Consider the following 23,812-nt stretch of genomic DNA (forward strand, 5'->3'; position numbering starts at 1 on the left):
AGGGCGCGCCACCGAAATCAAATACGCCGCGCCGCGTAACGCTTGAGCATGCTCGGTACGTCGAGAATCAGCGCAATGCGACCGTCGCCGGTGATGGTGGCGCCGGACATGCCCGGGGTGCCCTGCAGCATCTTGCCCAGCGGCTTGATCACCACTTCTTCCTGGCCCACCAGTTGGTCGACCACGAAGCCGATGCGCTGGGTGCCCACAGACAGAATCACCACGTGGCCCTCGCGCTGCTCCTCATGCACCTGGCCCTGAACCAGCCAGCGCTTGAGGTAGAACAGCGGCAGCGCCTTGTCGCGTACGATCACCACCTCCTGGCCGTCGACCACGTTGGTGCGCGACAGGTCCAGGTGGAAAATCTCGTTGACGTTGACCAGCGGGAAGGCGAACGCCTGGTTGCCCAGCATCACCATCAGGGTCGGCATGATCGCCAACGTCAGCGGCACCTTGATGACGATCTTCGAACCCTGGCCTTTGGCCGAGAAGATGTTGATCGAGCCGTTGAGCTGGGAAATCTTGGTCTTGACCACGTCCATACCGACACCACGGCCGGACACATCGGAGATTTCCGTCTTGGTCGAGAAGCCCGGAGCGAAGATCAGGTTGTAGCAGTCCGACTCGCTCAGACGGTCGGCGGCGTCCTTGTCCATCAAGCCCTTTTCCACGGCCTTGGCGCGCAGAATGTTAGGGTCCATGCCTTTGCCGTCGTCGGAAATCGACAGCAGGATGTGGTCGCCTTCCTGCTCGGCCGACAGCACCACGCGGCCGGTACGCGCCTTGCCCGAGGCTTCACGTTCTTCAGGCATCTCGACACCGTGGTCAACCGCATTGCGCACCAAGTGCACCAGCGGGTCGGCCAATGCCTCGACCAGGTTCTTGTCCAGGTCGGTCTCTTCACCGACCAGTTCCAGGTTGATCTCTTTCTTCAACTGGCGGGCCAGGTCGCGGACCAGGCGCGGGAAGCGGCCGAAGACTTTCTTGATCGGCTGCATGCGGGTCTTCATCACCGCAGTCTGCAAGTCGGCCGTGACCACATCGAGGTTCGACACGGCCTTGGACATGGCCTCGTCACCGCTGTTCAGGCCCAGGCGCACCAGGCGGTTACGCACCAGCACCAGCTCGCCGACCATGTTCATGATCTCGTCCAGGCGCGCAGTGTCGACGCGCACGGTGGTTTCCGCTTCGCTTACCGCGTGTTTTTCGGCAGCCGGTGCGGGCGCGCGGGCCGGCGCGGCAGGCTTGGCCGCAGCAGCAGGTGCCGGTGCCGGTGCCAGTGCCGGCTTGGCCACAGGCTGGGTTTGCGGCTTGGCGGCGACAGGGGTGGCAACGGCGGCGGGCGCTTCAGCGGTCACGGCATCGCCGGTGAACTTGCCTTTGCCATGCAACTGATCGAGCAATGCCTCGAACTCGTGCTCGCTGATTTCATCGCCGCTACCGGCAGCTGGCACTTCACCGGCCACCGGAGCAACGGCAGCAGGCAGCGCGTCCGCCTGGAACGTGCCCTTGCCGTGCAGCTGATCCAGCAGCGACTCGAACTCTTCGTCGGTGATTTCGTCGCTGGCTGGCGCGCTGGCTGCAGCGGCCACGGGCTCTGTGGCAACGACTTCGGCCGAGAACTGGCCCTTGCCGTGCAACTGGTCAAGCAACGACTCGAATTCGTCGTCGGTGATCTCGTCACCGGAGCCGGCCAACGTTTCGCCCTGCAGCTGCTGTTCGGCAGCCGCTGCTTGGGCTTTGACCGCATCGAGCGAATCGAGCAACTGCTCGAATTCGGTGTCGGTGATGTCTGCCTCGGCAGCAGGCTCGGCCGGCGCAGGCGCAGCCTCGGCCACCGGCGCAGCAGCTTCGGCGCTACCCGGCTCGGCCAGGCGGGCCAAGGCCGCCAGCAACTCAGGCGTGGCCGGGGTCACTTCACTGCGCTCGCGCACTTGGCCGAACATGCTGTTGACCGTGTCCAGCGCTTCGAGCACCACGTCCATCAGTTCCGCGTCGACCCGGCGCTCACCTTTGCGCAGGATGTCGAACACGTTCTCGGCGATATGGCAGCACTCCACCAGCTCATTGAGCTGGAGGAAGCCGGCGCCCCCTTTTACAGTGTGGAAACCGCGAAAGATCGCATTGAGCAGGTCGGCATCATCGGGCCGGCTTTCCAGCTCGACCAGTTGCTCGGACAGTTGCTCAAGAATTTCGCCGGCTTCTACCAGGAAATCCTGAAGGATTTCTTCATCGGCGCCGAAGCTCATTAAACGTGCTCCTTAAAAACCCAGGCTGGACAGCAGATCATCGACATCGTCCTGACCGGACACAACGTCTTCACGCTTATCGGCATGAATCTGCGGACCTTCACCCCGAGCCGGATATTTTTCTTCATCTTTTTCAGCGCGCAGCTGTTGGTGGTCATGTTCGATACCGGCAAAACGGTCGACCTGACTGGCCATCAGCACGAGCTTGAGCAGATTGCTTTCGACTTCGGTCACCAGCGCGGTCACCCGCTTGATCACCTGGCCGGTCAGGTCCTGATAGTCCTGAGCCAGCAGAATGTCATTGAGGTGGCCAGATACCTTGCGGTTACCTTCAGCGCTGTGCGTCAGGAAACTGTCGACACGCTTGACCAACTCGCGGAATTCCGGCGCAGCGACTTCGCGGCGCATGAAGCGCTGCCAGTCGACACTCAGGTTCTGCGCCTCAGCGGCCAGGTCGTTGAGCACGGGCGTGCTCTCCTCCACCAGGTCCATGGTGCGGTTGGCGGCGCCTTCGGTAAGCTTGACCACATAGGACAAACGTTCGGTGGCGTCGGTGATCTGCGAGACTTCCTCGGCCTGCGGCATGTGCGGGTCGATCTGGAAGCTGACGATCGCACTGTGCAGCTCGCGGGTGAGCTTGCCGACTTCCTGATACAAGCCGCGGTCGCGGGTCTGGTTGAGCTGATGAATCAGCTGCACCGCCTCGCCGAACCGGCCCCGTTCCAGGCTTTCGACCAGTTCCTGGGCATGCTTCTTCAGGGTTGACTCAAACTCCCCCAAAGACGTTTGTGTTGATTCCATGGCGCCCCCTGACTTTGTTCAGCCGTTGACGCGTTCGAAGATCTTCTCGATCTTTTCTTTGAGCACCTGGGCGGTGAACGGCTTGACCACATACCCATTCACGCCGGCCTGAGCCGCTTCGATGATCTGGTCGCGCTTGGCTTCGGCCGTCACCATCAGTACCGGCATGGCCTTCAGGCGGTCGTGGGCACGTACCTTGCGCAGCAAGTCGATGCCGGACATGCCAGGCATGTTCCAGTCGGTCACCAGGAAGTCGTAATGGCCGCTTTCGAGCATCGGCAATGCCGTGGTGCCGTCGTCGGCTTCGTCGGTATTGGTGAAGCCCAGATCACGCAACAGGTTCTTGATGATCCGCCGCATCGTCGAAAAGTCGTCAACGATGAGGATTTTCATGTCTTTGTTCAATTAGACCTCCAAGCAGTCTCAAACGCGCTCGGCCCCGAGCGCGCATTCAATCAATTCGGTACAACGTGAAAACGACTGCAACGACCCCGAGCTCAACGCGCCCGCCATTCCCCAAGACGGCTGCGCAGTCGCGCGGCGCACTGGCTGTGCAACTGGCTGACACGCGATTCGCTGACCCCCAGTACCTCACCGATTTCCTTGAGGTTCAGCTCTTCGTCGTAGTACAGCGCCAGCACCAGCCGCTCGCGCTCCGGCAAGTTGGCGATGGCATCGGTCAGTGCGGCCTGGAAGCGCTCGTCTTCCAGGTCGCGCGACGGCTCGACCTGGCCACTGGCGCCCTCCTCGTGCAACCCTTCGTGCTCGCCGTCCTGCAACAGGTCGTCGAAGCTGAACAGGCGGCTACCCAGGGTATCGTTCAAAATCCCGTAGTAATCATCGAGACTCAACTTGAGTTCGGCCGCAACTTCATGATCTTTAGCGTCACGGCCGGTTCTTGCTTCCACAGCGCGCATCGCATCGCTGACCATGCGCGTGTTGCGGTGCACCGAGCGCGGTGCCCAGTCACCTTTGCGTACCTCGTCGAGCATGGCGCCGCGGATGCGGATGCCAGCATAGGTTTCAAAGCTGGCGCCCTTGCTGGCGTCGTATTTGTTGGCCACCTCAAGCAAGCCGATCATGCCGGCCTGGATCAGGTCTTCCACCTGCACGTTGGCAGGCAAGCGCGCCAGCAGGTGGTAGGCAATGCGCTTGACCAGCGGCGCGTAGCGTTCAACCAGATCGTACTGGGCGTCCTTGGACGCCTTGCTGTACATCTTGAACCCGCTCGCACTCATAGGACCGGCCCTGCGCTGGTGGGCTGCACCAGGCGCTCGACGAAGAACTCCAGATGCCCGCGCGGGTTGGCCGGCAACGGCCAGCTGTCGACCTTCTGCGCAATGGCCTTGAAGGCCAGCGCACACTTGGAACGGGGGAAGGCTTCGTAGACTGCCCGCTGCTTCTGCACCGCCTTGCGCACACACTCGTCGTACGGCACGGCGCCGACGTATTGCAGGGCAACGTCGAGGAAGCGGTCGGTGACCTTGGTCAACTTGGCGAACAGGTTGCGCCCTTCCTGCGGGCTCTGCGCCATGTTGGCCAGCACGCGGAAACGGTTCATCCCATAATCGCGATTGAGCAGCTTGATCAGCGCGTAGGCATCGGTGATCGAGGTGGGTTCGTCGCACACCACCAGCAGCACTTCCTGGGCTGCACGGACGAAGCTGACTACTGAGTCACCAATCCCCGCAGCGGTGTCGATCACCAACACGTCGAGGTTGTCGCCGATCTCGCTGAAGGCCTGGATCAGCCCGGCATGCTGGGCCGGGGCCAGGTGCACCATGCTCTGCGTGCCAGAGGCCGCCGGCACGATGCGCACGCCGCCCGGCCCCTGCAGCAGCACGTCGCGCAGCTCACAGCGCCCTTCAATGACATCGGCCAGGGTGTGTTTGGGGGTCAGGCCCAGCAATACGTCGACGTTGGCAAGGCCCAGGTCGGCGTCCAGCAGCATGACCCGGCGGCCGAGCTCGGCCAGCGCCAGGGACAGGTTCACTGAAACGTTAGTCTTGCCGACGCCACCTTTGCCACCGGTTACGGCGATCACCTGTACGGGATGCATGCTACCCATGTTCGTTGTTCACCTTGTCTCGCTTGGACCCAAGCCACACGTGGGGCATGACTACGGCCCCCTTGGTGTAGGTATTTTGCATACGCTTGATCATCAACCCGCTCTCCTTGGGTTGTGATAGAGATCAGCGAACATGTCGGCCATGGCCTCTTCGCTGGGCTCGTCCTGCAACTGCACATTGACCGCGCGGGTAACCAGTTGGTGCGCCCGCGGCAAGTGCAGGTCGTCAGGAATGCGCGGGCCATCGGTAAGATAGGCAACGGGCAGTTCATGACTGATGGCCAGGCTCAGCACATCGCCGAGGCTCGCCGTTTCATCGAGTTTGGTCAGGATGCAGCCGGCCAGCCCACAGCGTTTGTAGCTGTGATAGGCAGCCGTCAGCACCTGCTTCTGGCTGGTGGTGGCCAGCACCAGGTAATTCTTCGAGGCGATGCCGCGGCTGGCGAGGCTTTCCAGCTGCATGCGCAGGGCCGGGTCGCTGGCCTGCAGGCCGGCGGTATCGATCAGCACCACGCGCTTGCGCAGCAGCGGCTCCAACGCCTGGGCCAGCGACTGGCCGGGGTCTACATAGGTCACCGGCACGTTGAGGATGCGCCCCAGGGTCTTGAGCTGCTCCTGGGCACCAATGCGGAAACTGTCCATGCTGACCAGGGCCAGGTTCTGCGGGCCGTACTTGAGCACATAGCGCGCCGCCAGCTTGGCCAGGGTGGTGGTCTTGCCCATGCCGGCGGGGCCGACCATGGCGATCACACCACCCTCTTCGATCGGTTCGATCTCAGGCACTTCGATCATGCGTGCCAAGTGCGCCAGCAGCATTCGCCAAGCCTGGCGCGGCTCCTCGATTTCGGCGGTGAGGTCAAGCAGTTCGCGAGCGATCGGCCCGGACAGGCCGATGCGCTGCAGCCGGCGCCAGAGGTTGGCCTGCGCCGGCTTGCTGCCTTGCAGTTGGCTCCAGGCCAGCGAGCCAAGCTGCACTTCAAGCAGCTCGCGCAGGCCCGACAGCTCAGAGCGCATGGCATCGAACAGGCGCGGGTCGACCGGTGCCGGCGCAGCAGGTGCTGCAGGGGCCGGTACATCCACATGCGGTTCGATCAACGGCTGCGAGGCGGTCAGCGACTGGCCGGCGAACAATTGGCGGCTGCCTTCGGTGGCATCACTGCGGTTGTCCAGCTCGGCCTGGGCAGTGGCGATGCGCGTCTGGGTCTTGCGCAGCTCGTGCTCGAGCTCGGCATTGGGCACGCGCGGGGCCAACGCGGACAGTTTGTAGTCCAGCGCGGCCGTCAGTTCGACACCGCCAGCGATGCGCCGGTTACCGATGATGGCGGCGTCGGAGCCCAGCTCATCACGGACCAGCTTCATGGCCTGGCGCATATCGGCGGCGAAAAAACGCTTAACTTGCATAACCCACTACCTCAGCCGTTGGGGCCCACGGTGGCAACGATGGTGACTTGCTTGTTATCCGGTATTTCCTGATACGCCAGAACATGCAAATTCGGTACAGCCAGGCGGCCGAAGCGCGACAGCATGGCTCGGATCGGGCCGGCAACCAGAAGGATGGCCGGCTGGCCCTGCATCTCCTGACGCTGGGCCGCTTCGATCAACGAACGCTGCAGCTTTTCGGCCATGCTCGGCTCCAGAAGAACACCGTCTTCCTGACCTTGCCCGGCCCTTTGCAGACTATTGAGCAAAATCTGTTCCAACCTTGGCTCAAGAGTGATCACAGGCAGCTCGGACTCAACGCCGACAATGCTTTGCACGATGGCGCGACACAATCCGACGCGCACTGCCGCCACCAGCGCGGCGGTATCTTGACTCTTGCCGGCATTATTGGCGATGGCCTCGGCAATGCTGCGAATGTCACGCACCGGCACCTGCTCGGCGAGCAGTGCCTGCAGGACCTTGAGCAGCCCCGACAAGGAAATGACACCAGGCACCAGCTCTTCGGCAAGTTTAGGCGAAGCCTTGGCCAGCACCTGCAGCAGTTGCTGCACTTCCTCGTGGCCGATCAGTTCATGGCAATGCTTCTGCAGGATCTGGTTGAGGTGCGTGGCAACCACGGTACTGGCATCGACCACGGTGTAGCCCAACGACTGCGCCTGGGCGCGCTGGCCAATATCGATCCAGACCGCTTCCAGGCCGAAGGCCGGGTCACGGGCGGCGATACCGTTGAGGGTGCCGAATACCTGCCCCGGGTTGATGGCAAGCTCGCGGTCCGGGTAGATCTCGGCCTCGGCCAGAATCACGCCCATCAGCGTCAGGCGGTAGGCGCTGGGCTGCAGGTCGAGGTTGTCGCGGATGTGCACGGTGGGCATGAGGAAGCCCAGGTCCTGGGAGAGCTTTTTGCGCACCCCCTTGATCCGGGCCAGCAACTGCCCACCCTGGTTGCGATCGACCAGCGGGATCAGGCGGTAGCCGACCTCCAGGCCGATCATGTCGATCGGCGTCACGTCATCCCAGCCAAGCTCCTTGGTTTCCATCGCCCGTTGCGGCGACGGCAACAGGTCCTGCTGGCGTTGCACCTCTTGCTGCGCGGCGAGCTTGGCCTTCTGCTGCTTCTTCCACACCAGATAGGCACCACCGCCGGCCAACAGGCCAAGGCTGATGAAAGCGAAGTGCGGCATGCCCGGCACCAGGCCCATGACGATCATCAAGCCTGCCGACACCGCCAGCGCTTTGGGCGAATCGAACATCTGCCGGTTGATCAGCTTGCCCATGTCCTCGGAGCCGGAGGCACGGGTCACCATGATCGCGGCAGCGGTGGACAGCAGCAGTGATGGCAATTGCGCCACCAAACCGTCACCGATGGTCAGCAGCGCGTAGACCTTGCCGGCCTCGCTGAAGGACATGTTGTACTGGAGCATGCCAATGAGCATGCCGCCGATGAGGTTGATGAACAGGATCAACAGGCCGGCGATGGCGTCACCGCGCACGAATTTGCTGGCACCGTCCATCGAACCGTAGAACTCGGCCTCCTGGGCGACCTCAGCGCGCCGCGCCTTGGCCTGGGCCTGATCGATGAGGCCGGCGTTGAGGTCGGCGTCGATCGCCATCTGCTTGCCGGGCATGGCGTCGAGGGTGAAACGCGCGCTCACTTCAGAGATGCGCCCGGCCCCCTTGGTGACCACCACGAAGTTGATGATCATGAGGATGGCGAACACCACCGCACCGACCACATAGTTGCCGCCGATCACCACATCACCGAAAGCCTGGATCACTTGGCCTGCGGCACCATGGCCCTCCTGGCCATGGAGCATGACCACGCGCGTGGAGGCGACGTTCAACGCCAGTCGCAGCAGCGTCGCGACCAGCAAAATGGTGGGGAAGGCGGCAAAATCAAGTGGCCGCAAGGCATACACGCAGACCAGCAGGACCACGATCGACAGCGCGATATTGAAGGTGAAGAACACGTCGAGCAGGAACGGCGGTATCGGCAACATCATCATTGCCAACATCACCAGCAGCAACAGCGGCACACCCAGGTTGCCCCGGCCCAGGCCGGCCAGGTTGTGGCGTGCGTTGTTGATTAACTGACTGCGATCCACCGAGAGCCCTCTTCAAGCAAAACTTTGACGCCCAAGGGGCGCTTGGGTGTGGCTTTGCAAGAAGCTTTCCAACTTTGCTCAGGTCACTTTTATTTGCCTGTAGGAGCGGCCTTGCGTCGCGAAAGGGCTGCATCGCAGCCCCGGCAATTCATGCAGCGCCGCTGACAACCAGGGGACTCATCGCAGCCCCTTCGCGACGCAAGGCCGCTCCTACAAAAAAGAGGCCAATTACCTGTATACCTCAACCATCACGCCGCAAATCCGGCGGTATCGGCAGATCTTCCTTCAACGGCTCCGGCCGCTTGCCCTTGCCGGACCGGTACTGACGGATCTGGAACACATACGCCAGCACCTGCGCCACCGCGAGGTACAACCCTGCGGGAATCTCCTGCTCGACTTCGGTGGAGTAGTAGATCGCACGCGCCAGCGCAGGCGACTCTAGAATCTGCACCTTGTGCTCGACCCCGATCTCGCGAATTTTCAAGGCAATGAAATCCGTACCCTTGGCCAGCAGCAGCGGTGCCACCCCACCCTTCTCGGGGTCATACTGCAGCGCCACGGCATAGTGGGTCGGGTTGGTGATGATCACATCCGCATCGGGTACGGCAGCCATCATGCGCCGCTGCGACACCTCGCGCTGCAACTGGCGAATCCGTTGCTTGACCTCAGGCTTGCCTTCGCTGTCCTTGTACTCGTCCTTGACCTCCTGCTTGGTCATCTTCAGCTTCTTGTGCGTCTGCCAAAGCTGGAACGGCACGTCTGCTGCGGCAATCAGCAACAGCCCCGCCGACATCCACAATGCACTCCACCCCACCACCTGGACGCTATGGATGATCGCCTGGTCCAGCGGCTCGTTGGCGATCGCCAGCAACGCCTGGCGGTCGTTGGCCAGCACCACCAACGCCACCACCAGGATGACGACGAACTTGGCAACGGCCTTGAGCAGCTCGGTCAGGGCATTCATAGAGAACATGCGCTTGATCCCCGCCAGCGGGTTCATGCGGCTGAATTTTGGCTGCAGCAGGCTGCCGGAGAACAGAAAGCCGCCCAACGCGATGGGCGCAATGAATGCCACCACGAACAGCAAGATCAGCACCGGCTGCACTGCCCAGATCGCCATCTTGCCCGAGGCCAGCAAGAAGGCGCCCATGGCACCCTCGTCGACGATCACTTCACGGGTCAGGCTGAAGTTGAGGCGCATCATTTCCAGCAGCGTCTCGGCCAGGTGCCCACCGAACGCCAGCAAACCGCCGGCACCCGCCAGGGTCACCGCCACCGTGTTCAGCTCCTTGGACCGGGCGATCTCACCTTTTTCGCGCGCGTCGCGCTTGCGTTTGTCGGTGGGGTCTTCTGTCTTGTCCTGACCACTCTCGCTCTCAGCCATGCTCAGCGCGCCCTCGCCAGTTCACGCAGCCATTGCAGCGCTTCGCTGGCCAATGCCTGGTAGTGGGAAAGAACATCGGCCAGGCCCACCCAAAAGATGCCCATACCCAGCACCAGTGTCAGCGGGAAACCGATAGAGAAGATGTTCAACTGCGGTGCGGCGCGGGTCATCACGCCAAAGGCGATGTTCACCACCAGTAGCGCAGCGATTGCCGGCAGGATCAGTAGCAGACCGGCACCAAATACCCAGCTAAGGCGCCCGGCCATCTCCCAGAAGTGGTTGACCACCAGCGCATTGCCCACCGGCAAGGTGGTAAAGCTTTCGGTCAGCACCTCGAACACGACCAGATGGCCGTTCATCACCAGGAACAGCACGCTCACCAGCATGGTCATGAACTGGCTGACCACCGCCACGTTTACGCCGTTGGCCGGGTCGACCATCGATGCGAAGGCCATACCCATCTGTATCGCGATGATCTGCCCGGCGATGACGAACGCCTGGAACAGCAACTGCAACGAAAAACCGAACAACGCCCCGACGATGATCTGCTCACCGCACAACAACAGGCCGCGCAAGCTCAGCGGGTCGAATTCAGGCAACGGCGGTAACGCTGGCACGATCACCACGGTAATGGCCACTGCCGCGTACAGGCGAATGCGCGCCGGCAGCATGCGGGTACCGAAGATAGGCATGGTCATCAGCACCGCGGTCACCCGGAACAGCGGCAGGATGAAGGTGGCGACCCAGGTGCCGATCTGTGCGTCGGTCAGCTCCAGCATGGCAGCCTCAACCGATCAGCTGCGGGATGCTGGTGTACAGGCCCGTGATGTATTCCATGAACTTCTGCGTAAGCCACGGCCCGGCGACGATCAGTGTCACCAGCATCACCAGCAGGCGCGGCAGGAAGCTCAGGGTCTGTTCGTTGATCTGCGTGGCGGCCTGGAACATCGCCACCACCAGGCCGACCAGCAGGCTCGGCACCACCAGGATGGCCACCATCAGCGTGGTCAGCCACAGGGCGTCGCGGAACAGGTCGACGGCAACTTCAGGGGTCATGCAAGGCTCTCCTTGACGGCGTCAGACGCCGCCGAAACTGCCGGCCAGGGTGCCCATGATCAGCGCCCAGCCATCGACCAGAACGAACAGCATGATCTTGAACGGCAGCGAGATGATCAACGGCGACAGCATCATCATACCCATGGCCATCAGCACGCTGGCGACCACCATGTCGATGATCAGGAACGGGATGAAGATCATGAAACCGATCTGGAACGCCGTCTTGAGCTCCGAGGTGACGAACGCTGGCACCAGGATGGTCAGCGGTACCTGATCAGGCCCGGCGATATCGGTGCGCTTGGACAGGCGCATGAACAGGTCCAGGTCGCTCTGCCGGGTCTGCGCCAGCATGAAGTCCTTGAGCGGCCCCTGGGCCTTGTCGATCGCCTGCTGGGCGGTCATCTGCTCCTTAAGGTACGGCTGCAGTGCATCCTGGTTCACCCGGTCGAACACCGGGGCCATGATGAACATCGTCAGGAACAGCGCCATGCCGGTCAGCACCTGGTTCGACGGTGTCTGCTGCAAGCCCAAGGCCTGGCGCAGGATCGAGAAGACGATGATGATTCGGGTGAAGCTGGTCATCAGGATGACGAACGCAGGTATGAAACTCAGCGCCGTCATGATCAACAGGATCTGCAGGCTGACCGAGTATTCCTGCTGCCCGTCCGGGCCGTTGGACAAGGTAATGGCCGGGATCGACAGCGGGTCGGCGGCCAAGGCCAACGGCGCGGCCAGCAGCAGCGCCAGCATCAACAACAGGCCCGACAGGGTACGTAGCGCGCCGCTCATCACTTCTTGTCCTTATGATCCTTGCCCATCAGCTCCATGAGGCGCTGGGCAAACTCCGGCGTCGCCTGGCGGGCGCTGGCAGGCACTTCCACGGGCTCGGCCAGCACATGCAAGGCCTCGATGCTGCCTGGGGTATGGCCGATGAGGATCTGCTCCTTGCCGACCTGCACCAGCAACAGCCGGTCACGCGGGCCGATGGCGCGGCTGCCGATCACTTCGATCACCTGGCCACCCTTGGGTGCCGCGCCCTGCATACGGCGCAGCAACCAGGCCAGGAAGAAGATCAGGCCCACCACCAGCAGCAAGCCCAGCACCATTTGCGCCAGCTGCCCACCCAGGCTGCCGGGCGCCGCAGCTGGCGGCGTGGCCACCACGGCCGGCGCGGCAGCGGCGATCACCACTTCGCTGGCGAGCAGCGCGGCAAGGGCCGTGACAGCCCGTATCGTGCCCTTCACTCAGCGCAGCTTCTTGATACGTTCGCTGGGGCTGATCACGTCAGTCAGGCGGATGCCGAACTTCTCGTTGACCACAACCACTTCGCCGTGGGCGATCAGGGTGCCATTGACCAGTACATCCAGCGGCTCGCCGGCCAGGCGGTCGAGCTCGATCACCGAGCCCTGGTTGAGCTGCAGCAGGTTGCGGATGTTGATTTCGGTGCTGCCCACTTCCATGGAGATGTTCACCGGAATGTCCAGGATCACGTCCAGGTTCGGGCCTTCCAGGCTGACGTTTTCTTTCGGCCGTGGCGAGCTTGCGAACTCTTCCATCGGCAACCGGCCGGCACCGGCGCTACCGCCGTCGCCACCGAGCAGCGCGTCGATGTCAGCCTGGCCGGCATCACCGGTTTCTTCCAGCGCCGCCGCCCATTCATCGGCCAGGGCCTGGTCTTCCGGGGAGGTGATCTCGTTTTCGTTAGCCATGATGTCCTCGACAGGCATTCAATTCGTAGTGAGCGACCGGCACGCCGTCAGCGGCGTTCGATCGGGTCGATGATCTGCAGCGCCAGGTTGCCCTTGTGCGAACCCAGGCGCGCCTTGAACGACGGTACGCCATTGGCACGCAGCACAAGGTGCTCCGGCAGCTCCACCGGGATCACGTCACCCGGTTGCATGTGCAGCACATCGCGCAATTTGAGTTGGCGGCGGGCAACCGTGGCACTGAGCGGTACGGAAACGTCCAGCACGTCTTCGCGCAGGGCCTTCACCCAGCGCTCGTCCTGGTCGTCCAGGTCGGACTGGAAACCGGCATCGAGCATTTCGCGCACCGGCTCGATCATCGAGTAGGGCATGGTCACGTGCAGGTCGCCGCCGCCACCGTCCAGTTCGATATGGAAGGTCGACACCACCACTGCTTCGCTCGGCCCGACGATGTTGGCCATGGCCGGGTTGACTTCGGAGTTCATGTACTCGAAGTTGACCGGCATGATCGCCTGCCAGGCTTCCTTGAGGTCGATGAAGCACTGGTCCAGCACCATGCGCACAACCCGCAGCTCAGTGGGGGTGAACTCGCGGCCTTCGATCTTTGCGTGACGACCGTCACCACCGAAGAAGTTGTCCACCAGCTTGAACACCAGCTTGGCGTCCAGAATGAACAGCGAAGTGCCGCGCAGCGGCTTGATCTTGACCAGGTTGAGGCTTGTCGGCACGTACAGCGAATGCACGTACTCACCGAACTTCATCACCTGCACACCCCCAACCGCCACGTCGGCGGAGCGGCGCAGGAGGTTGAACATGCTGATACGGGTGTAGCGGGCGAAACGTTCGTTGATCATTTCGAGGGTCGGCATGCGCCCCCGCACGATCCGATCCTGGCTGGTCAGGTCGTAGCTTTTGATGCTGCCAGGCTCGGCAGCGCTCTCGGTCTGTACCAGCCCATCATCGACGCCATGCAACAGGGCGTCGATCTCATCCTGGGACAGCAGGTCCTGTACGGCCATTGCGGACTCCTACTGCAATACGAAATTGGTGAACAGCAGCTGGTCTATCACCGGCTTGCCGACTTCCTTTTGCGCCACTTCCTGAACCACTGCGGTGGCTTTCTGGCGCAGCATTTCCTGGCCCACGGAGCTGGCGGCCAAGGTGTCGAAGCCCTGCCCGGAGAACATCATCACCAGGTTGTTGCGGATCACCGGCATATGCACCTTGAGGGCATCAAGGTCGGCCTGGTTGCGGCCCTGCAGGGTGATGCTCACCTGCATGTAGCGCTGGCGGCCGTTCTGGTTGAAGTTGACCACGAAGGCCGGCGCCAGGGGCTCGTAGATCGCCGCCGGCTTGACGTTGGCCGCTGCCGGGTCGGCCGCGGGCGCCGACTCGCTCTTGTGCATGAAGAACCAGGTCGCGCCTACCGACAGGCCGACCGCCAGCAGAAGGGCCAGCACCAACAGCAGGATCAGCTTGAGTTTGCCTTTAGTGGCGGGGTCTTTCACTGCGTCGCTCTTCGCCATGCCAATAATCCGTCGTCCATCGGGGTTTCAAATGAGGATGACGTGGCTTGAGCAAGTGTTATGCCAGATTGGGAATTTTTGCCTGTACCGGCCCTATCGCCTGCGAAAGGGCCATCAGCAACTCACGCGTAGAAATCGACCGCACTGTCGCCAACGACCACCTGCTGCTCCACCGGCCGTGAGGCATCGGCAAGCTCACCCTGCTCGGTACCACCGCCATTCTGCGCCCGCCGTGCGGCAACGCCGGACAGCTGTGAACCGTCCTGCTGGGCTTGCTGTTGCTGCCCGCGCGACTGGTCAGCCACGTTGACGTCCGGCTGCGCCAGCCCCTGCTGGGCAAACAGTTCACGCAGGCGATGCACCTGGCTGTCCAGCGCATCACGCACGCCCGCGTGGCCGCTGATGAAGGTCACCTGGGTGGCCTGGTCGGCCGCCACGTTGACGCGGATATCCAGGCGGCCAAGCTCGGCCGGCTCCAACTGGATGTCCGCCGACTTCAGGTTCTGGCTGGACAGGTACATGACGCGGTTGACCAAACCTTCGGCCCAGGCGTTCTGGTTCATCGGCAACGGCTGGTGCAGCGGATTGCCGGTCACCGGTACGGCATTGGCCGTCTTGGCCGTGGCAGCCTGGGTCAGGCTCGCCAAGCGGTTGGCGAAATCGTCGATTCGGGTGTCAGTGGAGGCGCTCTTGGTGTCTTTGAGGCCATCTTCGAGCAACGCACCAAACGCCTTGTCCCCGCTCTCCGATTGCCCTGCCTCAGCCTCGACCTTGTCCATCAAGGTCGCCAAGGGATTGACGGCTGGCTGACCATCCTCGGCGCCGGCCTGGGAAGGATCGGCGGCGTGGGCCGAGGTCGTGCCCTTGGCCTGGGCAGTTTGCTCCAGCGCCAGGCGCAGGGTCGGCAAGTTGGCCAATGGGTCGGCATCAGGGTCGAAGGCCTGCGCTGCCGGGTCCTCGGGCAGCTCTTCAGTTGTCGGGGCTTGCGGTAACTGGACCGCTGCCTGAAGCACCGGCGCCACGGCTTCAGCCTGGGCTTGCAGCAACTGCGCCCCCGGCTGCGCATCGGTCACCTGGCCCGCCACCAGGCTGGCGTCCAGCGAGGTCGATTCACTGCCAGGCGCACTATCGGCACCGGCTTGCGCCTGATCGTCAGCTGGCAACTTATTGCCGTCATCGGCAACCGCCGGCTTGTCGGCCGCCTCTTTCTTGCCGCCGTGGGCGACCTCGGGTTTGTCTTTGGGCTTGGCCTGGGCAACCTTGTCATCGCGTACCGGCGCTTTGTCATTGCCCTGCTTGGCCATGACCTGATCGAAGCCGCTGCCCTGCCCGCCCGAGGCCTGCAGCGGCTTGTCCACCTGCGAGGCACCCGCACGCGACGGCTTGCTCAGCGTACTGGTTTGCAACAAAGGATTAGGTGCGACAGGCATTGAAGGGTCTCCGCGCCAGAAACAAAGGTATCGTTCAGGCACATACAAGCAAAAGTCGAGCCAACTGGCCGATCAGCCTGCGGAAACCCGCTTGCGCTCGCCCTGATAGAAACGCTGCACCTCAAGATACTCCTGGTCGATGCGGTTGATCAGCTCTTCTACGCCATGCAGCGAGCGCTGCTTGACCCGCTCCTCCAACTGATGGCAAAGCTGCGCCAGCCCGACCGCACCCATGTTGCTGCTGCTGCCCTTGAAACTGTGCGCAGCCACGCCCAACTCATCGGCGTTCCTGGCGCCATGAAGTTCCTCAAGACGCCGCCCGGAGTCTTCCAGAAAGGTTTCCAGCAGTTGCAGGTAGCCATCTTCCATGACCTCCTGCAGCTCACTGAGCACCCTGTGATCAATATGCATGTCAGTCACTTGCTCACTCCTTGATCAAGCAGAATTATGCCTCAAGCGCCAAACAGCTCACCAATCGAACTGCACCCATGCGCAACGGCCACCGTCCCGCCACCCGGCACTACTACCAAGGCGCCGTACCAGGTGCAACCCTCGACCACTCAATCCATGCTCACGGGAAGGACGCGCCAGCACCCGCTGCACATCGAACCCAGCACCACTGTCACGAACTTCGATCATCAGACGACCGCCTGCAGCCATCGGTTCCACCTTCAGATCGATGCGCACGCTGCCCTCGGTCAACACACCGAGCCTGCGGGTGCGTTCCTGATAATAGTCGGCAAACCCATGCACATCGCGCTTGAGCCGCGAATCCAGGCCCAGCACACCGTGCTCCAGCGCATTGGAATACAGCTCGCTTAGCACGCTGTGCAGGGCGCCGGTGCGGGGCCGCAAACCGTGGATTTCCTGCAGCAACTGCACAAGGTACGGCACCGGGTTGAAACGTTTGAGGCTCTCACCGCGCAACTCGAATCTCAGCGACCAGTCCAGCGGGCTGGAGCGCCCACTATCAGAATAGATGGTTGGGGCCGGCACCCGCTCCTGCGCAGTGAACATGCGGATATCGCACAGGCTGATGTCATCCCTGGGGCGCCCGCCGAAGCGCTCCAGCGCCTCCATCACCTCGTCGAAAAGCCGCGCCGGGTCACGATTGGCCGCCAGCACCGCGCGCAAGCGCTCGACACCGAACAACGTCTGCGCTTCGTCGGCTGTATCCACAACGCCATCGGACAGCAGTAGCAGCCGCTCCCCCGGCGCCAGCGGCCACACCTCGGTACTGTCATCGAAGCGCTCCGGTGCCAGGATACCCAGCGGAAGGTGGCGCGAACCCAGCATGGAAAGCACCTCACCGCCGGCCGACAGCCGGTAACCATCCGGCATGCCACCGTTCCAGACCTCCACCGAGCCGCGCTGCACGCTCAGGCTGAGGAGCTGCGCGCAACAGAACATGTCTACCGGCAGGATGCGCTTGAGCTTGGCGTTCATCTCGCGCAGCATCTGCGCCAGGCCGTAGCCCTTGGCAGTCATGCCATAAAACACTTCTGCCAGGGGCATGGCACCGACTGCGGCGGGTAGCCCATGCCCGGTAAAGTCACCCAGCAGCACATGCATGACGCCGGATGGAGTGAACGCGGCCAGCAGCAAGTCGCCGTTGAATAACGCGTAAGGCGACTGCAGGTACCGAATGTTCGGCGCCGTGATGCAGCCAGAATGGGCAACCTTGTCGAACACTGCCTTGGCCACCCGCTGCTCGTTGAGCAGGTGATGGTGATGCCGGGTGATCTGGTCACGCTGCTCCAGCACCGTGGCCTGCAACCTGCGCAGGCGGTCCATGGCGCGGATCTTGGCGCCAAGGATCACCGCACTGTAGGGCTTGGCCATGAAGTCGTCACCACCGGCCTCCAGGCAGCGCACCAAGGCATCTTCCTCGTTGAGCGAGGTAAGAAAGATGATCGGCACCAGGGCCTCGCCGGCCAATGCCTTGATCTGCCGCGCAGCTTCGAAACCGTCCATGACCGGCATCAGGGCATCGAGCAGAACCAGCTGCGGGCGCTTTTCGGCAAACAGCTCAACGGCCTGCTGGCCGTTTTCGGCGGTATACACGTGATGCCCCTGGCGCCGGACGATTTGGGCCAGCAACAGCCTATCCGTGGCCCCGTCTTCGGCCACCAGCACAGTCAACGGCTGTTCGGCCGGCGTCATGACGCTCAACTGATAGCGAACAGTTTGTCGAAATTGGAGATGGCAAGGATCTTGCGCACATCTGAACTGGCATGCACCACGCGCACGTCCGATTCATCGCCACCGGCGTGATCGCGCAGCAGCAGCAACATGCCGAGGGCGGAGCTGTCCAGGTAAGTGGTGTCTTTGAGGTCGACCACCACCGAGTCCGGGCGCTTGGGCTGGCGCTCGTAGGCATCGCGAAACTCCTGATGCTTACCGAAATCGAAGCGGCCTTTGATCTTGATCGTCAGCTTTTTCTCGTCCTGCGAAAAATCAGTCTCGACTGCCATGCTAGCGATTCCTTCGATGATGGCGAATGCAACAGTTCAAGGTTTAGCAGGCGGGGGGCAGAGCTGCAAGCTGCAAGCTGCAAGCTGCAAGCTAGATGTGGCCTTGCCTTGGCAACCGCTGTGATAATTCATCCAGCAAGCGCTGCTCGCGTTTGTCCTCGGCCCGCCGCGCCTCTTCCAGGTAACGCTGCACCAGTTTGCGCAGGCCCTCTACCCGGGCATAGGCTTGCTGCCAGGTGCCCCTGGCGTTCTTCAGGTTGCTCTGGTGCCATGTGAGGCTCTGGCGCTGCTGGGTCATGGCCGTTTCAAGCTGCCCCAGAAAGCGCTGGTAGTTGACCAGCCAGCTGCCATTGACGCCTTGGCCACCGCGGTCGATCCATTGCGCCTGGTAACCCTCACGAAACGACTCGAGTTCGGCCAGCTTGGCCTGGGCCTGAGCCACCAACTGCCGAAAGTGCCCCAGCCGCTGGGCTGCCTTGCGTTCGGCCTCCTCGGCCATCTGCACCACTGGCGCCAGGCGCGCGGCACGGCTAGGCGTACTCATGGCCTATCAACCGTTCGCCGGAGGCGTGAAGATCGCCCCCAACTGCTGTCGGCTCTGGTCCATACCGACATTTTCATCCAGCCCTTGGCGCAGGAAGTCCACCAGTTTTGGCTGCAGCGCAATGGCCAGGTCGGTTTCCGGATCGCCGCCTGCCACATAGGCACCAACACTGATCAGGTCGCGGCTTTGCGACAGGCGTGACCACAGCTGCTTGAATTTTTGCGCCTGGCGCAGGTGATTGGCATCGACCACCTGGGGCATTACCCGGCTGATCGAGGCTTCGATGTCGATAGCGGGGTAATGGCCTTCCTCGGCCAGCCGCCGGGACAAGACGAAGTGGCCATCGAGCACGCCCCGCGCCGAGTCGGCAATCGGATCCTGCTGGTCGTCACCTTCGGACAATACGGTATAGAAGGCCGTGATCGAGCCACCACCCGGCTCACCGTTACCGGCGCGCTCCACCAGCTTGGGGAGCTTGGCGAACACTGATGGCGGATAACCACGGGTAGCGGGCGGCTCGCCGATTGCCAAGGCAATTTCACGCTGGGCCTGGGCAAAACGGGTCAGCGAATCCATCAGCAACAGGACGTTCTTGCCTTTGTCGCGGAAGTACTCGGCAATGCGCGTGCAATACATGGCCGCGCGCAAACGCATCAACGGCGCGTCGTCGGCCGGGGATGCGACCACCACCGATCGCTTGAGCCCCTCTTCACCCAGAATATGCTCGATGAACTCCTTCACCTCGCGGCCCCGCTCGCCAATCAGGCCAACCACGATGATTTCGGCTTCGGTGAAGCGAGTCATCATGCCGAGCAACACCGACTTACCGACACCGGTACCGGCGAACAGGCCCAGGCGCTGGCCCCGGCCGACGGTGAGCAGGCCGTTGATGCTGCGAATGCCCACGTCCAGTGGCTGGCTGATAGGGTCGCGGTTGAGCGGGTTGATGATCGGGCCGTCCATCGGCACCCAATCCTCGGCCTTCATCCCGCCCTTGCCGTCCAGGGCGCGACCGGCGCCATCGAGCACCCGGCCGAGCATACTCATGCCCATGGGCAAACGGCCGCTGTCGTCCAGTGGCACCACCCGCGCCCCGGGCGCGATACCGGCGATGCTGCCGACCGGCATGAGGAAGATCTTGCTGCCAGCAAAGCCCATGACTTCGGCTTCGACCTGCACCGGGTGGTACGAGTCGTCATTGATCACCAGGCAGCGTGCGCCCACTGCGGCGCGCAGCCCCTCGGCCTCCAGGGTAAGGCCGACCATGCGCAGCAGGCGGCCTTCGACCACCGGCTGCACGGGCAGCTTGATCGTCTCGGCGTAGCCACCCAGGCGTTTGCCGAAGCTGGTGCGGTCAAGGCGCATCGTTGGCGCCCAACTCGATCGATACATCCGGCGCCGCCGGGTGCAGGGACTGGTCGTGCAACTGGTCGAACAGCTGGGCCACGGCCTTTTCGATACGGGTTTCCATGGTCGCGTCAATGCGGCTGTGCGCAGTCTCGATACGGCACCCCCCTGGCAGCAGAGCGTCATCCTCAAGCAGCTTCCAGCTCTCCTCATGGCGTTCGCGCAGGGCCTTGGCCAGCTCGAAATCCTGAGGATTGAGGTGAATGCGGATATTGTCCGCACCCATGGGCAGCAGCTTCAACGCTTCACGCAGTACTTGGGTGATCTGACTGGAGTCGCTGCGCAGTTCGCGACCGATCACCTGGCGCGCCATGTGCGCCACCAGGTGAACGAGGGTCTTCTCGATCTGTGTGTCCTGTTCGGCGATAGGCTCGAGCAGGTGTGCCATCAGTTGTTCCAGGTCAGCCAGCCGGGCATTGAGCGCCTCCTCGGCCTCCTGTCGCACCTTCAACTGGGTGCTGTGAAAACCCTCACGCTCGCCGGTGGCGAAACCTTCGTTGTAGGCCTCCTGCCGGATCGCTTCGAGCTCTTCAAGGGTCAGGGGCTGGACTTCCTCCAGCGGCACTTCCTCGACCTCTTCCTCGATGATTTCGGGTTCCGGTTCCGGCTCCGGTTCCGGCTCAGGGTCGAAGCTGGGCAGTGCCCACACATCGACGCCTTCCAGGTCACGTGCACGAATCAGGTCGCTGGGGTGAGTTTCTTTGCTGGACATTGGCATGCCTGGTGTTGAAAGCGGGATGAGCTGCAAGCTGTTAGCTGCAAGCTGCAAGAAGAAGCAGGCTGTGCAGCGTCTGGCTTTCCCTTGTAGCTTGCAGCTTGTGGCTTGCCGCTTAAATCATTTCCTCGGCGCCCTTGCCGCCGAGCACGATCTCGCCGGCCTCGGCCATGCGTCGGGCAATGGTGAGGATTTCCTTCTGCGCCGTTTCCACGTCGCTGACGCGCACCGGGCCCTTGGCCTCGAGGTCGTCGCGCAGCAGTTCCGAAGCACGCTTGGACATGTTCTTGAAAATCTTGTCCTTGACCCGCTCGTCGGCACCTTTGAGCGACACCACCAGCACATCGGAGGACACTTCGCGCAGCAGCGCCTGGATGCCACGGTCGTCGACATCGGCCAGGTTGTTGAAGACGAACATCAGGTCTTCGATCTGCTCCGACAGGTCGTTGTCGACCTCGCGGATCGAGTCCATCAGCGCACCTTCCACAGAGCTGTCGAGGAAGTTCATGATGTCGGCGGCGCGCTTGATGCCACCCAGGGTGGTGCGTGCGGCATTGGAGTTCCCCGAGAACTGCTTCTCGAGAATCTGGTTCAGTTCCTTGAGCGCGGCAGGCTGAACGGTGTTGAGCGACGACACGCGCAGGATGATGTCCAGGCGCACCTTGTGGTCGAAGTTGCTCAGCACTTCGCCAGCCTGATCGGGGTCGAGGTAGGCGACCACGATGGCCTGGATCTGCGGGTGCTCGAAGCGGATCACATCCGCCACCGCCCGTGGTTCCATCCACTTGAGGCTGTCCAGGCCGCTGGTGTTGCCGCCCAGCAGGATGCGGTCGATCAGGCCGTTGGCCTTGTCCTCGCCCAGGGCCTGGTTGAGCATCTTGCGGATATAACCGTCGGAACCTACGCCCAGGCTGGTCTGGTCGCCGACGATCTCGACGAACTCGCTCATCACCTGCTGGACCTGCTCGCGGTGCACGTTGCCCATCTGAGCCATGGCCACACCGACCCGCTGCACTTCTTTGGGACCCATGTGCCGCAGTACCTGGGCGGCATCGGTCTCACCCAGCGAGAGCAAAAGGATTGCCGCCTTGTCGGTGCGGCTCAGCTTGGCGGTAACGGCTCGGTTATCACTCATCGGCGTTGATCCACTCTTTCACGACCTGGGCGACACGGCCCGGGTCTTCGGCCACCAGGCCTTTGATTGCGTTGAGCTGTGCCTCGTAACCCTCGCTCGGGCTTGGCAACAGAATGCTTGTCGGGCCACCCAGGCTGACGCGGTCGTTGGCCAGTTCGCCATCCAGACCGATCATGCCGCCCAGCTCCATGTCGCTGTCCGTTGCAGCAGCCTGCTTGCCGCCGCCAGTGATGTTGTTGAGTACCGGGCGCAGCACGCCGAACACCAGTACCAGGATGAACACCACGCCCAACACCTGCTTGACGATGTCCCAGAACCAAGGCTGCTGGTAAAACGCGATGTCGGCGATCTCTTCGCCACGGTCGGCGGCGAACGGCACGTTGATCACCGTCACGCTGTCGCCACGGCTGGCATCGAAGCCAACGGCGTCCTGTACCAGGCGAGTGAAGCGCGCCAGGTCTTCGGCGCCCCACGGCGCACGGGTGGTCTCGCCGGCGGCGTCGACCTTGACCTGGTCATCGACCACTACCGCCACCGACAGACGGGTCAGGCGACCCTGCTGCTGGCGGGTGTGGCTGATCGAGCGGTCCAGTTCGAAGTTCTTGGTGGTCTGCAGACGCTTGTCGGCCGGGTATGGCGCGAGCATTGGCTGGCCGGTGGCCGGGTCCATGATCTGCTGGCCGTTGGCATCCACCAGCGGCTGGCCAGGCTGGATGGCACCGGCAGCAGGGGCTGCGGTGGTGGCGTTTTCAGGCGCCGCGGCACCTGCCGGCGGCTGGTTGCTCAGCGCGCCCGGCACACCTTGCGGCCCCGAACTGCTGGCGCGCTGCTCGTTGACCGACTGCTCGCTGCGCAGCGCCGGCTGGTCCGGGTTGAACTGCTCGGAAGTGGACTCCACTGCGCTGAAGTCAAGGTCGGCAGACACCTCGGCCTTGTAACGGTCGTTGCCCAAGACGGGTTGCAGGATGTTGTGCACACGCTGGGTGAGCATGCCTTCCATGCGGCGGCTGTAGTCGAACTGCTTGCCAGCCATGGTCAACGCCGTGTCCTGCAACTGGTCGGAGAGCAGGTTGCCCTTCTGGTCGACCACGGTGACCTGCGACTTGTCCAGCTCGGGCACGCTGGTGGCGACCAGGTTGACGATCGCCATCACCTGGCCGGCTTCCAGCGAACGGCCCGGGTACAGTTCGACCAGGACCGAGGCGCTTGGCTTGCGCTCATCGCGCACGAACACCGAGCTTTTCGGAATCGCCAGGTGCACGCGCGCCGCCTTGACGTTGTTCAGGCTGGAGACCGTACGGGCCAACTCGCCTTCCAGGCTGCGACGGTAACGGGTAGCTTCCATGAACTGGCTGGTACCCAGGCCCTGCTCTTTGTCGAGCAGTTCGAAGCCGACATTGCCGTCGCTTGGCGCAACGCCTGCGGCTGCCAGTTTCAGGCGCGCACGGGAGAGGTCGTCGGCCTTGACCAGCAGAGCACCGGAATTGGGCTCGACATTGTAGGGGATGTCTGCAGCGGCCAGGGTATCCATGACCTGCTTGGTGTCCATGCCCGCCAGGCTGCCATACAGCGGGCGGTAGTCCGGCTGTTGCGACCACAGCACCACGGCGAAGCCGATCGCCACGCTCGCCGCCAACCCGACCAGCAGGCCGACCTGACGCAGCATGGGCATCTGCGAGATGTTTTCCAGAAACGCCATGCCGAACAGCGGCGGTTTGGACGCTGGCGGGCCACTTTTGGCAGGGGCGTTATCGACGACTGCTTCAGCCATGACT

The 23,812-nt window shown here is 62.8% G+C and carries 24 protein-coding genes; all 24 read right to left on the reverse strand.

Annotated elements, in window-relative coordinates; translation table 11 throughout:
• Positions 1–17: 17 nt before the first annotated feature.
• Positions 18–2,249 carry a chemotaxis protein CheA gene (locus ACEWE8_RS16140; RefSeq protein WP_046785343.1) on the reverse strand — a complete coding sequence of 744 codons (2,232 nt, stop codon included), beginning with the start codon at positions 2,247–2,249 and terminating at the stop codon, positions 18–20.
• A 12-nt stretch (positions 2,250–2,261) separates the two neighbouring features.
• Positions 2,262–3,050, reverse strand: coding sequence for a protein phosphatase CheZ (locus tag ACEWE8_RS16145; protein WP_046785344.1), 789 nt, complete (start codon positions 3,048–3,050; stop codon positions 2,262–2,264).
• Between the two features lie 18 nt (positions 3,051–3,068).
• Positions 3,069–3,443 carry a chemotaxis response regulator CheY gene (locus ACEWE8_RS16150; protein ID WP_115274187.1) on the reverse strand — a complete coding sequence of 125 codons (375 nt, stop codon included), beginning with the start codon at positions 3,441–3,443 and terminating at the stop codon, positions 3,069–3,071.
• A gap of 104 nt (positions 3,444–3,547) precedes the next feature.
• Positions 3,548–4,288 (reverse strand): RNA polymerase sigma factor FliA, encoded by a 741-nt coding sequence (gene fliA, locus ACEWE8_RS16155; RefSeq protein ID WP_012315498.1) that lies wholly within the window; start codon positions 4,286–4,288, stop codon positions 3,548–3,550.
• Entirely contained in the window at positions 4,285–5,118 is an 834-nt protein-coding gene (fleN, locus tag ACEWE8_RS16160; protein WP_011534890.1) for a flagellar synthesis regulator FleN, read from the reverse strand. The genes fliA and fleN overlap by 4 nt, the downstream gene beginning before the upstream one ends.
• A 93-nt stretch (positions 5,119–5,211) precedes the next feature.
• On the reverse strand, positions 5,212–6,519 hold the full coding sequence (gene flhF, locus ACEWE8_RS16165) for a flagellar biosynthesis protein FlhF (protein WP_046785345.1): 1,308 nt from the start codon (positions 6,517–6,519) through the stop codon (positions 5,212–5,214).
• An 11-nt stretch (positions 6,520–6,530) separates the two neighbouring features.
• Positions 6,531–8,660, reverse strand: coding sequence for a flagellar biosynthesis protein FlhA (flhA, locus tag ACEWE8_RS16170; RefSeq protein WP_046785346.1), 2,130 nt, complete (start codon positions 8,658–8,660; stop codon positions 6,531–6,533).
• Between the two features lie 241 nt (positions 8,661–8,901).
• Entirely contained in the window at positions 8,902–10,044 is a 1,143-nt protein-coding gene (gene flhB / locus ACEWE8_RS16175; RefSeq protein ID WP_046785347.1) for a flagellar biosynthesis protein FlhB, read from the reverse strand.
• A gap of 2 nt (positions 10,045–10,046) precedes the next feature.
• Complete coding sequence (fliR, locus tag ACEWE8_RS16180) at positions 10,047–10,823, reverse strand: flagellar biosynthetic protein FliR (RefSeq protein WP_012315509.1); 777 nt, start codon at positions 10,821–10,823, stop codon at positions 10,047–10,049.
• Between the two features lie 7 nt (positions 10,824–10,830).
• Positions 10,831–11,100 carry a flagellar biosynthesis protein FliQ gene (gene fliQ / locus ACEWE8_RS16185; protein ID WP_012315510.1) on the reverse strand — a complete coding sequence of 90 codons (270 nt, stop codon included), beginning with the start codon at positions 11,098–11,100 and terminating at the stop codon, positions 10,831–10,833.
• Positions 11,101–11,121: 21 nt separating this feature from the next.
• Positions 11,122–11,889 carry a flagellar type III secretion system pore protein FliP gene (gene fliP / locus ACEWE8_RS16190; protein ID WP_012315511.1) on the reverse strand — a complete coding sequence of 256 codons (768 nt, stop codon included), beginning with the start codon at positions 11,887–11,889 and terminating at the stop codon, positions 11,122–11,124.
• Positions 11,889–12,344, reverse strand: coding sequence for a flagellar biosynthetic protein FliO (gene fliO / locus ACEWE8_RS16195; RefSeq protein WP_046785348.1), 456 nt, complete (start codon positions 12,342–12,344; stop codon positions 11,889–11,891). The genes fliP and fliO overlap by 1 nt, the downstream gene beginning before the upstream one ends.
• The gene (fliN, locus tag ACEWE8_RS16200) at positions 12,345–12,809 is read right to left on the reverse strand and encodes a flagellar motor switch protein FliN (RefSeq protein WP_012315513.1); all 465 of its coding nucleotides are present in this window, start codon (positions 12,807–12,809) and stop codon (positions 12,345–12,347) included.
• A 47-nt stretch (positions 12,810–12,856) separates the two neighbouring features.
• Positions 12,857–13,825 carry a flagellar motor switch protein FliM gene (gene fliM, locus ACEWE8_RS16205; protein ID WP_012315514.1) on the reverse strand — a complete coding sequence of 323 codons (969 nt, stop codon included), beginning with the start codon at positions 13,823–13,825 and terminating at the stop codon, positions 12,857–12,859.
• A gap of 9 nt (positions 13,826–13,834) precedes the next feature.
• Positions 13,835–14,332 carry a flagellar basal body-associated protein FliL gene (gene fliL, locus ACEWE8_RS16210; RefSeq protein ID WP_039601488.1) on the reverse strand — a complete coding sequence of 166 codons (498 nt, stop codon included), beginning with the start codon at positions 14,330–14,332 and terminating at the stop codon, positions 13,835–13,837.
• A 122-nt stretch (positions 14,333–14,454) separates the two neighbouring features.
• Complete coding sequence (locus ACEWE8_RS16215) at positions 14,455–15,762, reverse strand: flagellar hook-length control protein FliK (protein ID WP_046785349.1); 1,308 nt, start codon at positions 15,760–15,762, stop codon at positions 14,455–14,457.
• A gap of 72 nt (positions 15,763–15,834) precedes the next feature.
• On the reverse strand, positions 15,835–16,173 hold the full coding sequence (locus ACEWE8_RS16220) for an Hpt domain-containing protein (protein WP_080952083.1): 339 nt from the start codon (positions 16,171–16,173) through the stop codon (positions 15,835–15,837).
• Positions 16,174–16,230: 57 nt separating this feature from the next.
• Positions 16,231–17,925 (reverse strand): fused response regulator/phosphatase, encoded by a 1,695-nt coding sequence (locus ACEWE8_RS16225; RefSeq protein WP_046785351.1) that lies wholly within the window; start codon positions 17,923–17,925, stop codon positions 16,231–16,233.
• Positions 17,926–17,930: 5 nt separating this feature from the next.
• On the reverse strand, positions 17,931–18,236 hold the full coding sequence (locus tag ACEWE8_RS16230; RefSeq protein WP_012315519.1) for an STAS domain-containing protein: 306 nt from the start codon (positions 18,234–18,236) through the stop codon (positions 17,931–17,933).
• Positions 18,237–18,327: 91 nt separating this feature from the next.
• Positions 18,328–18,780 (reverse strand): flagellar export protein FliJ, encoded by a 453-nt coding sequence (gene fliJ, locus ACEWE8_RS16235; protein ID WP_046785352.1) that lies wholly within the window; start codon positions 18,778–18,780, stop codon positions 18,328–18,330.
• 6 nt (positions 18,781–18,786) lie between these two features.
• On the reverse strand, positions 18,787–20,145 hold the full coding sequence (gene fliI / locus ACEWE8_RS16240; RefSeq protein WP_046785353.1) for a flagellar protein export ATPase FliI: 1,359 nt from the start codon (positions 20,143–20,145) through the stop codon (positions 18,787–18,789).
• Positions 20,135–20,899 carry a flagellar assembly protein FliH gene (fliH, locus tag ACEWE8_RS16245; protein ID WP_012315522.1) on the reverse strand — a complete coding sequence of 255 codons (765 nt, stop codon included), beginning with the start codon at positions 20,897–20,899 and terminating at the stop codon, positions 20,135–20,137. Before fliH ends, fliI begins: the two co-directional genes overlap by 11 nt.
• A gap of 118 nt (positions 20,900–21,017) precedes the next feature.
• Positions 21,018–22,037, reverse strand: a complete 1,020-nt coding sequence (gene fliG / locus ACEWE8_RS16250; protein WP_012315523.1) for a flagellar motor switch protein FliG — start codon at positions 22,035–22,037, stop codon at positions 21,018–21,020.
• Positions 22,030–23,808 carry a flagellar basal-body MS-ring/collar protein FliF gene (gene fliF, locus ACEWE8_RS16255; protein WP_046785354.1) on the reverse strand — a complete coding sequence of 593 codons (1,779 nt, stop codon included), beginning with the start codon at positions 23,806–23,808 and terminating at the stop codon, positions 22,030–22,032. Before fliF ends, fliG begins: the two co-directional genes overlap by 8 nt.
• Positions 23,809–23,812: the final 4 nt, after the last annotated feature.

It is taken from the genome of Pseudomonas sp. TR47, from assembly GCF_044143025.1.
In the GTDB taxonomy this organism is placed as follows: domain Bacteria; phylum Pseudomonadota; class Gammaproteobacteria; order Pseudomonadales; family Pseudomonadaceae; genus Aquipseudomonas; species Aquipseudomonas putida_E.